Here is an 11,688-nt window from a genome sequence, read left to right as displayed (position 1 = left end):
CGTTGAGGTCCAGCACCGCCGGGGGCGGGCCCTCGGTGCGAGGGGCTTGGGGGCGGAGGCGGTCGCGGCGTGCGCAGTTCACCGATGGGGACGGGCCGGTGGCCGGGCAGTGCAGCCGGATCGAACCCCGCTCGTCCGGCCCTTCCTTCGTCTTGAGGTGGAACGCGGTCCGGGCGGCGATGTGGTCGGTGAGCTCACGGTCGTCCCGGATCTCGCGGACGGTCTTGTCGTCGGCCCGGTGGGTCGCGTTCGCGAGGGCGGCGGGGATATGGGGGCAGGTGAGGGTGCCGTCGATGAGGAGGGCTCCCTGCCAGCTGCCCTGGGTGCCGCGGTCGACGGCCTTGTAGTCGAGGGCCAGGCGGTAACCGAGGCGGCGGACGGGGACCTGGAAGTTGTTTGGCGAGCACCCAGTGTAGGCCCGATCGGCCGCGCAGGTGCCGACCGGCAGACCGAGCCCGGACAGGGCCTGGAGCGCGGTGATCGCGTTGCGTCCGGTGCGGATGGTCGGGGTGTCCAGGACCAGACCGACACACATCTGCGGGTAGCCGGTGGCCGCCTGGCCAGGCGGCCGTCGGTGGGCGGCGACGACGAAGGTCGCGCTGTAGCCGAAGATCCCTGTGCCCGATCCGCCGCTGTAGTGCCAGCCAGCGGTGATCTCCACCGATCCGGTCCCGTTGTGGTCGCTGTCCGGATGGGCCAGCACCGGGATCGCTGTGGCATCGACACCGACGTCCCCGCGCCAGCCCCGCAGATGTCCCCGCTCCTGCGCCATGCGGACCGGGGCCAGGACGAGCTGGTTCGCCAGGAGCTGGAGCCGCTCGGCCGCCTCCAGCCCGGCGGCTGTGCTCCAGGCGCGTGCGTGGTCGTCGGCGATGTCCTGAGGGAGGCGGGTGCGGCGATCGCAGCGGGCCGGGTCCAGGACAGTCGTGATGCGGTCGAAGCCGCGGTAGAGACGGCGGCTGGCTGCGATGCTCTCCCGCGCGGTCGCGGGCGGCTCAGGTGCGATGCCCAGCCAGGTGCGGGCCCGGGGCCGGAGGCGGAAGTGCAGGATGCGCCATGCCTCGGCGACCGTGGCCCGGCCGGTGAAGTAGGCGGCCAGCAGCAGCCCGGCCAGCACCGTCCGGGGCCGGACCCCCGGTGGTCCGGGCCGTCCGGCCAGGAGTTCCTCGAGCTGCCGAGGGACGTCGGAGCGGTCCAGGAGGGCCAGCAACTGGCCGACCTTGGAGTCCTCGATCAGCGTGAGTTTGCCGGGGCGGACACGGGGCCGCAGCGCTCGGGCGGCCGTCTCGTCGGCCGCCGGGCGGGGCATCACCGGCGGTGCCCGTGCAGCAGCCGGATGACCTCCTCACGGGGCAGTGACGGGACCCAGGCGTGGTAGGGCGCCAGGCCCGAGGGCGAGGACATCCCCGCGGCATCCGCCACGACCGTCGGGTTGATGCCTTCGGCCAGCAGGGTCACGATCCACGTCGAGCGAAGACGACGGGCGGACAACCGTGGCAGACCGTTCGGCGGCTGGTGGCGGGCCGGCCACGAGGACACGAGGTTCTTCGCTGCTTCGACCTTCCGCCCGGGCCGGAACAGGTAGCCGGCCCCGGCCGTCTCCGCCAGCTCGGTCAGGATCGGCGCCCAGGCGGCGCGGCAGGCCACCAGACGCCCCAGCAGGCTCTCGTCCAGTACCGGGACGCCGCAGGCCGTATCGACATGCCGGCCACGGATCGCGGCGACTTCGCCGGGGGTGAGGCCGCAGCCGGCGCCGAGCGCCATCAGAGCCAGCCCGTCCCGCCGTGCCTGACCCGGGAGATGCCCCGCCCAAGCCCGCAGAGCGGCCAACTCGCCTTTGTTATATGGCGGTTGTGGTTTGCGGGGAGAGGAGATCCGCACCGGCGGTGCCTCACCGCGCTGTACCCACACAAGAGCCTCGCGGGTGCGACGCAGCCAGGCCCGGTAGGTCTGAACCGTGGAGCCGTCCAGATTGGCGCAGCCGGAGAGCACGAACGCATCGATAGTTTCCGTCCGCAGCCACGTCCCCGGCTCCCGTGGCAGGCCCTGCTGGTCGGCCCAGACGGCCAGGCGCCCGACCGCGTGCAGAAGCCGCCGGGCCTCGTAGCAGGTTGCCGGCGCGACAGCCGCTACCGTCGCGCGGACCTGCTCGGCGACCGCGTCCCACCACTGGGACGGCGTCCTGGGCCGGTAGTCGCGGATTCGGGCGGAGATCTCCGGGCTCAACGTCACGGACCAACTCCACCGGCTGGTCAAGCAGCCAGTGAAGGGGTGGGAGCCGATCTTCACGGAAAGGAGTGCATCCGCATGGTCGGAGGCATGAACCGGCGAAAGCCGCCGCGCGAGCTTGCCACGGATCCCGAATCCTGGCCCGACGGGCACCTCACCGAACCCGGCGCTGCCGCGGTCCGGGACATCGCCCGCAGTCTCGCCGGTGCCATGGCTGAACGTGGTCTGAGCCTGCGCGGCGTCGCGGAAGCCTCCGGCGTCAACCGGCAGGCCGTCGCCGACCTGATCAACGGACGGTCGTGGCCGGACGTGGCCACCGTGGCCCGCCTCGCGAACGGCCTCGGAGTTTCGCTCTGGCCTCAAATGGGCGTCTTCGAACCGGAGATGGGTCATGAAGCCTCAATCCCTGCCCGAACCCGCACGAACGACGACCGGGCATGACGATTTCGCGGCTCCACCCGTCCAGCGCTGCATCCCTCGAATACGCTCGGACACGCGTCGAGCCACCTTGTTGGGAGCTCGCGTGCCGGCACCGCCGATCGGTTACCAGGCCACCGGCGGTGCCGACCCTTCTCCTGCCGCCTGCCCTCACCGGGCGGTGCAGGAGCCTTGTTCAACCCTCGCCAGCCGTCTCCTCTCCGCCGACGGCGGAGTTGGCCGCGCAGATGGCGAACCAGCCGACCGGATCCTCGGCCACGTGACCCTCCTCCGCGAGCCTCTTCAGACGGCCGCGGGTGGTCTCCACCCTCGCCGGGGTGGAGACGTCCTCCCCGATCGCCCCGGCGATCTCCCTTGCCCTCAGCGCCCGCCCGGCAGTGGCCAGCAACGACAGCATCCGCCGCCGCCCCTCCTCCCACTCGAGCGGGCCCACGGACTCCGCCGGCGCTCCGGCCCCTGCCGGACGGGGGAGCTCTTCGGGCGCTGACGTCGAAGAAGCACTTGCGCCCTCTGGCTCACGTGAGACGCCAGGCGCGTCAGGGGTCCCCGACGACTGCGGGTCCGTGCCCAAGGACTCCAGGGTCTCCCGGGTGATGGTCAACCGGTGCAGCCGGTCCTCGGCCTCCCCGATCTGCTCGCGGATCCGCTCGAGCTCCTCACGCAGCCCGGACAAGCGGTCACGCACGACCGACTCTTCCCGGTCCAAACGCTCAAAGTACGACAACACGATCAGCCCCCGGCTCCCGCCAACACCAAAGAAAGGTCCTGCAAACCCGCCAGGGCCTCACCACACGGTAGGGACCACAACCCCAAGATCGCACGAGCTGTCCACCAACGACCGCAAAGGACAATTCACGCCCAGCAGCGGTTACTTGACATCCAGGTTGAGAGGAATAGCGGACAACTCAAGGAATGCTGCTGAGCAGGCACCCATATCCCATCTCTCCTGCGACTGCCGACAGCGACCGGGGCAGACCCACAAGCTCCGTTCAGAGAACATCACACAGGAACCGATTCCAAACCGCTGTGTGAGGCCTATAGCACCTTGGTCTCGTCCGTAACAGCGAGGATCAATGCCACGAGGTTGTCGGTCCAGCAGTCCGACTCCTTCGTCGCCACTTCGATACCGCAGCCGCTGCATACGAGGTTGGGGCCGTCCTGGCCGGCGACTCCACAGCAACCAGCCAGACGCCGAGCATCGGGGTGCGGCGCAGTCCCCGGAACGTCACCCGGGTGCAAGATCAGGAGACTCGCGTCGAAATTGACCTTGAAGGTCCCCGCGGCCATCCGCGGAGAGACAACCTCGTGGGCCGCCGGCCGTTCAGGCCCCCTCAGTGGCTCACCCGCCACCACCTCGCTCGTCAAGGGCTGCCGGCAGCCGGCACAGCGAAAGATGGTCATCTCGTTACCCTCCTCGCCTCCGCACCCTGAGAGATGAGCCGCCAGGCAGTCACGCCGCTGCCGTGGCCCGCCAGGCGGCAGTGACAGCCCCTTCCTCCCAGTGCCACCACCCCTTGGCCTCCCCATGCTCCAAAAGCTTCCGGATCCCAGGCAGGTCCGCATCTGGCGGAACATCGAGAGCCACCATCCGGAACTGCTCGATCCCCTCACCGGTCGTGCCGAGGCCGTGGAACGTCTCCAGCACGGTCTGCCGGGCAGCACCCGAGCCGCCGTCCTTCAGGACGATCAGGCGGATGGTGCAGTTCTCCGAAGCCCGCACCGTCTCGCCGGCCCAGCGGACACCTTCATCGTCGGCCTCCACCCGGATGACGTCGCCGCTGGCGACCCCGCGTACGAACCAGGGAGTGTTGTCCAGACGCACAGTCCCGTCGCCGAGGTCCACCGCCCACAAGCTCTCCACGCTCGCCGGCGGCCAGCCGTCCTCATCCACCTCCAGCCGGAAATGGACCTTCACATGGTCGTCCCTGATACCCGTCACCGCACCATCATCCACAACTGCGGCCATGGTGGGGAACGATCACCTCACGAACGGGGAACGATCTTCAAGCCGTCGCATCGCCACTGGCCACCTCCACTCGTGAACGCCCCACACAGCTCAAAGCCCCCGCCGGGAAATCCGGCGGGGGCTTTCTCAGTTGGTCAGCCTGCTGTTGGGCTCTGCGGGCACCTACGCTCGCGTGAACCCGTGGCTCCGCTCCACTTTCGCTATATGCAGCGTGTAGCTCTCGTACCACTCGGCTTGCCCGCGCTTTTGCGCCGCGCGGTGCTCGGCGTTGGTCCGCCACTCCGTGAGGGCGTCGGCGTCGCGGAAGTACCCGACGGTGATGGAAAGCCCACCAGGAGTATGCGCTTGGTCCATCCCCAGGAACCCAGGGACGTCCTTCACCAGGTCTTCCATGCGTGCGGCGGTCTCGCTGTAGCCGCTCTGGTCCTGGGTGCGCACCGCAGTGAAGACAGCGGCGTAGTAGGGGGGTTCAAAGGCCTCGACGGGCGTGACAGGCGCTTCGGAGTGATTGCTCATGGCGACACTGTGAGGCGGGACGCGCCCAACGATCAAGCGTCTTTTCTGAACGGGATACATAAGGGATCCGGCTCTTGACCAAAGCTCTCTGAGCTGACGTTCTCCGGCCACCGCCCAGCGTACGGATCAAGGGGTCTGAAGGCGGATCCCCGAGGCGAAGGCAGTGGCGAGCTGATCGTGGAGAGACCCCGCACAGGGGTGGGGATCGCGGCGTGGTGTGACCGTGTAGATGCCCCGGGTCGGGGGATCGACGAGACCCACTGTGGTGATGTCGGTCCGCAGCGCGCACGTCAGCACCCCGGGTATCAACGCGATGGCATGACCGGTTGCGACCAGGGCCAGCTTGCCGTGCAGATCGGCCGCGGTGAGGTCGATGCGGGCGCTGACTCCGGCACGGGCGGCGTGCTGGCGCAGGAGTGCCGCCGAGCCGTCGTTGTCCTCGACCCAGGTCTGGTCGGCCAGCGTCTGTATGTGCACCGGGCCGCCCCCGGCCTGCGGATGGCCGACGGGCAGCACGACGACCATGTCGTCCAGGCCGAGGAACCGCCGATCGACCCGCGGGTCATGGGGCAGCCCCGGTGGTGCATCGGTGACGACGGCTATGTCGAGATCGCCGGCGATCACACGCTGGTGCAGCTGTGCGCTCAGGCCGGGGACCAGGCTCCACCGGATGGATCCGGCCTGCTTCAGCAAGCCCCGGATGGCCTCGGGGACGACCCCGGAGGCCAGAGAGGGGGCGGCGCCGACAGCCAGCGGCCGACCGCACGGCCCGTCGTGAACGTCTCGTGCGGCGCGTACGGCGCGGTCGGCCTCGTTGAGCGTGGCCAGGGCGTGGCGCCGGAACACCTCGCCGGCGGCAGTCGGACGCACACCGCGCGCATGGCGATCCACCAGCGGCACGCCGATCTGCCGCTCCAGCCCGGCGATCTGCCGGGAGACGGCCGATTGCGTGTGGTTGAGCTCGGCAGCCGCCGCCGACAGCGACCCGAGTCGGCACACGGTCACGAAGGTCCGCCACACGGTCAGGTCCATGGTGCCAGTATGCGCAGCCGGTATGCGTATCTCGCAGGGCCGGCCTGCGAAATCTGCGCTTGTCGCAGCCGTCGCGGTGAACCACTGTGGCGCGCATGACCGCACCACACACGCCACACACCCTCGCTGTCCTCGGCTTGGGGCGCATGGGCGCCGCGCTCGCGACACGACTCGCCGCCCAGGGCTGGGACATCGTCGGCTGGACACGCTCCGGGCGCACATCAGGCATCGTCAAGGTGACCGGCGATCCGAGCGCCGCCGTGGCGCAGGCCGATCTCGTGCTCCTGTCACTGTTCGACGGACCTGCCTGCCAGCAGGTCCTCGACGACGTCCGCGACTCGCTGCGCACGGACACGATCGTGCTGAACACGAGCACGATCGCCCCCGCCGAGGCGTCGAAACTGGCCCGGCAACTCGGCCCGTCCTATGTCCACGCACCCGTGCTCGGCTCCGTACCGGCTGCTGCTGCCGGCACCCTGCAGATCCTTGCCGCCACCGACCAGGACACGCTCGACAGAGTCCGACCGGTTCTGGAAACGCTCGGCACCGTGCAACGCGTCAACGACGCCTCCACCGCCGCCGCGCTCAAGCTGATCGCGAACAACAGCCTCGCCGGCGCCGTCCTCGCGCTGCGTGACTCACTGCGGCAAGCCGACGCCCTCGGTCTGCCCCGTGCCCAGGTGCTGGATGTCCTCGAACTCGGCCAGCTCGGCGGGCTCGTGGGCCGCAAGCGACACTTCCTCCTCGGCGAGCCGCCCGCTGCCACGGCCGAATTCACGATCGGTGCGCTGGCCAAGGACATGGCTTTGCTGAACGCCGCGTCGAACACCCCCTTGCGCAGCGCAGCCGGCCTGGCCGACACCCCTGCTGACTGTGAGGAGGCTGACATCGCGGTCGCCGCCACGGCCCCCGCCGTCGAGGACGCCGTGCTCGAACCGCTTCGCGCGTACATCCGCGGACACGCCACTGGCGACCCCGCCCACTTCCGCGACGCGTTCCTGCCCACCGCCCACATCGAGGGAATCCGGGACGGCGCATTCGTCTCGTGGCGCCTGGACGAGTACTGCGCTCTCTTCCAGGGACGGCCGGCCCCGGATGAACCGACCCGCTCCCGCCGTATCGACGCCATCGATGTCCACGGCACCGTCGCGACCGCCACCATGACGCTCCGGCACGGTCCGGATATGTTCACCGACATCTTCCTGCTGGCCCGCGTCGACGACCGCTGGCGCATCGCCAACAAGGCGTATCACCGGCACTCCTGAGAGGGCGGCCGTCAGGCAGTGAGGGCGGGCACCTCTCGCGCACCGGCCCCTTCGGACCGGCTCCCGTCCGGCCGCGGCACATCCCTGACGTGCTCGTCCTGCCCGCGGGCGGGGACCACGCCCAATTGTCAACGGAGGCCAGGTTCTGGGTGGTTCGGGGATCGGGGGAGCGCACGTCATGATGCCGCTGGAAGACGATGATCCGCGGGAAGTGGGCGGATATCGCCTGCTGTTCCGTTTGGGGGCGGGCGGTATGGGCCGCGTGTATCTGGGGCGGTCGGCCGACGGGCGCTATGTGGCGCTGAAGACGGTGCATCCCTGGCTGGCTTCGGCTCCCGGGTTCCGGGAGCGCTTCGCCCGGGAGATCCGCGCCTCCCAGTCGGTTTCCGGGAGGGGGACGGTGAAGGTGGTGGCCGCCGACGCGGAAGCGGCTACGCCATGGCTGGCATCGGCGTATGTGCCCGGCCCTTCACTGGACGAGATCGTGCATGAACACGGGCCGCTTCCCGAGCCGTCGGTGTGGCGGCTGCTTTCGGGGCTCGCCGGGGCGCTGGAATCCGTCCATGGGCGCGGCTTGATACACCGTGACGTCAAGCCGTCGAATGTGCTGGTGTCGCAGGACGGACCCCTGCTGATCGACTTCGGGATCGCCCGTGCCGCCGACGAAACCGGGCTGACCGGCACCGGACTGGCTGTGGGATCCGCCGGCTACATGTCGCCGGAGCAGGCGGAGGGGCGGGAGCTGACAGCGGCGGCGGACGTTTTCGCGCTCGGGGCGGTGCTGGTCTACGCCGTCACCGGCCGAGGTCCGTTCGGCACGGGCTCCGGACTGGAGTTGCTGTACCGGGTGGTGCACCGGGAGCCGGACCTGGGCGGTGTGCCCGGGGCGCCGGCCGCGGTCGCTCGCGACTGTCTGGGCAAACGGCCCGAGGACCGCCCCACGGTGGCGGAGCTGTACGCCCTCGCCGCCGAGCGTGATACCGGTGAGCGGGACTGGCTGCCCGGCCCCGTCAGCGCGGTGATCGCCCGTCGGGCGGAGCACCTGCTCAATCTGGAAAGTGCGGAGGCCCCGCACGCGCCGCAGCCCGACCCGGCGGTTGGCGAGGGCCTCCCCCCGACCAAGGTGGACCCGCACCCCGGATCCGCCCCCACCCGGCAGGGCGACGCCGACCCGCAATCGCGCGTGGTGCGTCTCAGGGAGTGGGTACGTGGCGGCGGATTGGGGAGCCCGGCGCTGAGCATGTGGGGGTTGGTTCCCATGCTTGTCCTGCCGCTCATGGCTCCCAAGCTGCGCACCATCGTCCGCGACTACCCCGAGACGCCCGACAACATCGACTTCGGGGGCCTCTCCGAATGGGCCCAGCACAACGACTGGTTCATGCCGGTGCCGGCGCTGCTCGTCCTCGCGTTGCTGGGGTTGCAGTACACGGGCGCCCGGCTGCAGCGGTACTCCGAGCGCGGCATACGGATCTGGGCGGCTGCCGGTGCGGTCTACTGGCTGCTGTGGTCGGGCTCCGTCGCTTTGAGTGCCGCGTGGATGCTGGGTATGGACGATGGCCTCAGCGGTGACGCGGCCACTCCTCATACCAACGGCGCTTATATCGCGCTGCATGTGTGCCTGATGCTGGCTCTGGGCGGCAATGCCATCGCGGCGCCCTTCGTCGGCATCGGCGCCGTGGCGCGGCTGAACCGCGCGCTGACCCACGAGGTGACCGCGACGTACCCGTGACGCCGGCCGGCATGGCCCTCACCTCAGCGGATAGCCGTCGTAGTCGTACCAGCTGTCGGTCGTCTCAGGCTCCTTCCGGCTGGATTCGGCGGAGGACGAGCAGGCCGCCGATGCCTGGGATGGCGGCGAGCCAGCGGGCGGTGGAGGTGGCGGTCGGGGTCATCCAGGTGCAGGCGATGGTGGCGAGGTAGGCCATGCCGTGGACCGGGCCGCCGAGGGCGGTGATGGCCTTGGTGTGGATGGTGGCCAGGTTGATCAGCAGGGCCGCGAGGGATATCGCCTCGGCGGCGGCCGCGATCCGCAGGGTGCGCATGGTGGTCACGCTCCTGTGGTGGAGCCGGGGCGGACGATCATCAGGACGACCACGATCGCCCACAGCAGATTGAAGATTCCGGTGGTCATGGCCAGTCGGGTCGTCGCCGCTGCCCGCGTGTTCTCGGCGGTATCCGTGCCGTCCGGCGCGGCCAGCAGGCGTTGTTGGGTGGGGAGGATGGCCAGCGCCAGCAGGGCGGCGGCGATGGTGGTCAGGACGATCGAGGTGATGAGCCAGGCGTCGCCCAGGACGCCGAGTTGGGCGCCGGTGGCGAGGCCGAAGACCGGGACGGCCAGGCCGACGACGGTGTAGCCGCGGCAGATGCGGTGCAGGAACGCGGCTATGGCGGGGCCGCGCCGAGCGTCTGGTTCCCGGTCGTCCGGTTTCCGGTCGTCCGGTTTCCGGGCGTCGCCGGAGTCGCCGGAGTCGCGGGCGAAACGGGGGAAGAGCGACGCGGCCACGGCGATCGGGCCGATCGCCAGGATCGCGGCCAGGACGTGCACGGACAACAGCAGCTTGGTCACTGCGACTCCGTTGTTTGAGTGGGCAGCCTATATGTTGGCTGCCAATATATAGAGTACCTACGGGTGGATGGGTAGGCTGCCTACATGAAGGGAGATGCGGTACGCGGGCACCTGGACGCGCTGCTGCTGGCCGCGCTGGAGCAGGGGCCGTTGCACGGCTACGCGATCATCACGGCTGTTCAGCAGCGCAGCGGCGGCGCCCTGGAGCTGCGGACGGGCACGATGTATCCGGCGCTCAACCGGCTGGAGCGGCTCGGGCTGCTGCGCAGCGACTGGCAGTCGGTCGGCGAGCGCCGTCGCCGCTGCTACGAGCTGACCGACGCCGGACGGCGCAGCCTGGCCGAGGAGCGTACGGCCTGGCGCGAGCTCACCGCCGCGATCGGCGCCGTCCTGGACCCCGCCCCGGCGCCGAGGCCCGCCACGTGACGGTCCCCGACCCCATCGAGGAGCATGTCGCCGCTCTGGCGGCCGCCCTGCACGGCCCTGCGCGGGTCAAGGCCCGGATGCTGACCGAGGCGCGCGATGCGCTCACCGACGCCGCGGCGGACATCGCCGACGGGGGGAGCCCCGACGGCCGCGCCGCGCGTCAGGCCGTCGATGACTTCGGGAGCGTCGAGGACATCGCGCCCGCCTTCCAGTGCGAGCTCACCATCGTGCAGGCCCGCCACACCGCGCGCCGCGTCGCGCTCATCGTGCCGTTCTTGGCCCTCACTTGGTATGTGCTGGTGATCGTCGACCACGGCCGGGGCCTGCCCTACCCCGTCGAGGTCCTGACCGCCCACGTGGGCGGCGTGGCGGCCGCCGCCGCACTGCTGGCGGCGGCGTCGCTGGCCGCCACCGGCGCCCTGGCCCGCCGGCTGCCCACCCCGCGGCGGCTTCCGCTGATGGTCGCCTGGACCGGTACCGCCGCCTGTGCGGCCGTGGCGATCAGCGCGGTGACGCTCACCACCGCATCGGCCCTGGCTGGGAACGGGCTGGTCAGCGCGGGCGTCGGCGTGCTCACCATCGCCTCACACGTACGGATCGCGGCCTCCGCCCGCTCCTGCCGTCAGTGCGCCCGGCTCCCCGTCGTCGCCCACAGGTGATGCGGGCGATGGACACCTCCGCGGCGCATGGCGTCGGTGGCCGCGTGGCCTTGGGAATCGCGGTGGCCGCGGCTCTCCTTGCCACCGTGTGGTGGGGGGGCGCCGGGCTCGGCACCGAGAACTTCGGCAGCGACTGCCTCTTCTACTACGGCGAGACCGGACCGCGAGCGGAGCACTGCCAGCGGATGAACGACCGGGCGGAGGCAGGGCTTCCGCGGCTGGTGGCTCTCGCGTGGGTCGGCGCGGCGCTGAGTCTCGTTCTGCCGGGCCTGCCGCGCCGGGTCCTTCCGGGGAAGGTGCCGGTGCGGCGGGCAGCCGCCGGGGTCGCCGTCGGCTGCCTGATCGCCGCCGTGGCGCTCGGGGCNNTGGCCCGCGGGTGGTCAGCCCACGCGCTCGATGACGGCTCGGCGGATGAGGAACTTCCCGGGCTCGCGTACCTGCTCGAACGCGGCGTTGTTGAGCAGCGCGCAGCTGCCCGAGGTCGAGGTCACGCTCACCGTGGTGGACTTGTTGTTGTCCAGGTTGGTGACCTTGAGCCGGGTGCCGATCGGGAACTGGTTGCTGGAGGCGGCGGGCGCGCCCTCCTCGCCG

Annotated in this window: 13 protein-coding genes and 1 pseudogene; 5 read left to right on the top strand and 9 right to left on the bottom strand. The window is 70.5% G+C overall.

The window, feature by feature from the left end; all coding sequences use genetic code 11:
• Together CCN51_RS41370 and CCN51_RS41365 are read right to left on the bottom strand one after the other, a co-directional pair.
• Positions 1 to 1,309: hypothetical protein (locus tag CCN51_RS41370; protein ID WP_086860746.1), on the bottom strand; the 1,309-nt coding region annotated here is incomplete at its 3' end.
• Positions 1,309 to 2,232 carry a site-specific integrase gene (locus tag CCN51_RS41365; protein ID WP_245881784.1) on the bottom strand — a complete coding sequence of 308 codons (924 nt, stop codon included), beginning with the start codon at positions 2,230 to 2,232 and terminating at the stop codon, positions 1,309 to 1,311. The genes CCN51_RS41365 and CCN51_RS41370, both read right to left, overlap by 1 nt.
• A gap of 75 nt (positions 2,233 to 2,307) precedes the next feature.
• Between CCN51_RS41365 and CCN51_RS41360 the strand changes: the two genes are divergently transcribed.
• The gene (locus tag CCN51_RS41360; RefSeq protein ID WP_086860742.1) at positions 2,308 to 2,670 is read left to right on the top strand and encodes a helix-turn-helix domain-containing protein; all 363 of its coding nucleotides are present in this window, start codon (positions 2,308 to 2,310) and stop codon (positions 2,668 to 2,670) included.
• 172 nt (positions 2,671 to 2,842) lie between these two features.
• Here the strand turns inward: CCN51_RS41360 and CCN51_RS41355 are convergent, their stop codons facing one another.
• The 4 genes from CCN51_RS41355 to CCN51_RS41335 form a co-directional block, all read right to left on the bottom strand.
• Positions 2,843 to 3,352, bottom strand: a complete 510-nt coding sequence (locus tag CCN51_RS41355; protein WP_143676056.1) for a hypothetical protein — start codon at positions 3,350 to 3,352, stop codon at positions 2,843 to 2,845.
• A 765-nt stretch (positions 3,353 to 4,117) separates the two neighbouring features.
• Positions 4,118 to 4,606 carry a DUF4265 domain-containing protein gene (locus CCN51_RS41345; RefSeq protein WP_245881783.1) on the bottom strand — a complete coding sequence of 163 codons (489 nt, stop codon included), beginning with the start codon at positions 4,604 to 4,606 and terminating at the stop codon, positions 4,118 to 4,120.
• Positions 4,607 to 4,795: 189 nt separating this feature from the next.
• Positions 4,796 to 5,149, bottom strand: coding sequence for an antibiotic biosynthesis monooxygenase family protein (locus CCN51_RS41340; protein ID WP_043486995.1), 354 nt, complete (start codon positions 5,147 to 5,149; stop codon positions 4,796 to 4,798).
• A gap of 126 nt (positions 5,150 to 5,275) precedes the next feature.
• Positions 5,276 to 6,181, bottom strand: a complete 906-nt coding sequence (locus CCN51_RS41335) for a LysR family transcriptional regulator (RefSeq protein ID WP_014177040.1) — start codon at positions 6,179 to 6,181, stop codon at positions 5,276 to 5,278.
• A 95-nt stretch (positions 6,182 to 6,276) separates the two neighbouring features.
• On the opposite strand from CCN51_RS41335, the gene CCN51_RS41330 reads away from it, so the two are divergent.
• Positions 6,277 to 7,446, top strand: a complete 1,170-nt coding sequence (locus CCN51_RS41330) for a nuclear transport factor 2 family protein (RefSeq protein ID WP_043486991.1) — start codon at positions 6,277 to 6,279, stop codon at positions 7,444 to 7,446.
• A gap of 178 nt (positions 7,447 to 7,624) precedes the next feature.
• Complete coding sequence (locus CCN51_RS41325; protein WP_014177038.1) at positions 7,625 to 9,175, top strand: serine/threonine-protein kinase; 1,551 nt, start codon at positions 7,625 to 7,627, stop codon at positions 9,173 to 9,175.
• Positions 9,176 to 9,239: 64 nt separating this feature from the next.
• Here CCN51_RS41325 and CCN51_RS41320 read toward each other — a convergent pair whose 3' ends face one another.
• Complete coding sequence (locus CCN51_RS41320) at positions 9,240 to 9,488, bottom strand: DUF3817 domain-containing protein (protein WP_014177037.1); 249 nt, start codon at positions 9,486 to 9,488, stop codon at positions 9,240 to 9,242.
• A 5-nt stretch (positions 9,489 to 9,493) separates the two neighbouring features.
• Entirely contained in the window at positions 9,494 to 10,012 is a 519-nt protein-coding gene (locus CCN51_RS41315) for a membrane protein (RefSeq protein WP_014177036.1), read from the bottom strand.
• Positions 10,013 to 10,096: 84 nt separating this feature from the next.
• Here CCN51_RS41315 and CCN51_RS41310 point away from each other — a divergent pair, with 84 nt between their 5' ends.
• Both CCN51_RS41310 and CCN51_RS55345 read left to right on the top strand, forming a co-directional pair.
• Positions 10,097 to 10,438 (top strand): PadR family transcriptional regulator, encoded by a 342-nt coding sequence (locus CCN51_RS41310; protein WP_014177035.1) that lies wholly within the window; start codon positions 10,097 to 10,099, stop codon positions 10,436 to 10,438.
• On the top strand, positions 10,435 to 11,097 hold the full coding sequence (locus tag CCN51_RS55345; protein WP_014177034.1) for a hypothetical protein: 663 nt from the start codon (positions 10,435 to 10,437) through the stop codon (positions 11,095 to 11,097). The genes CCN51_RS41310 and CCN51_RS55345 overlap by 4 nt, the downstream gene beginning before the upstream one ends.
• A gap of 380 nt (positions 11,098 to 11,477) precedes the next feature.
• Here CCN51_RS55345 and CCN51_RS41300 read toward each other — a convergent pair.
• A pseudogene (locus tag CCN51_RS41300) lies at positions 11,478 to 11,688 on the bottom strand (septal ring lytic transglycosylase RlpA family protein); the annotation flags it as partial.

It is taken from the genome of Streptomyces milbemycinicus, from assembly GCF_002154605.1.
Classification (GTDB): domain Bacteria; phylum Actinomycetota; class Actinomycetes; order Streptomycetales; family Streptomycetaceae; genus Streptomyces; species Streptomyces milbemycinicus.
The sequence above is the reverse complement of the archived record's forward strand: the minus strand, read 5'-3'. Positions and strand labels throughout refer to the sequence as shown.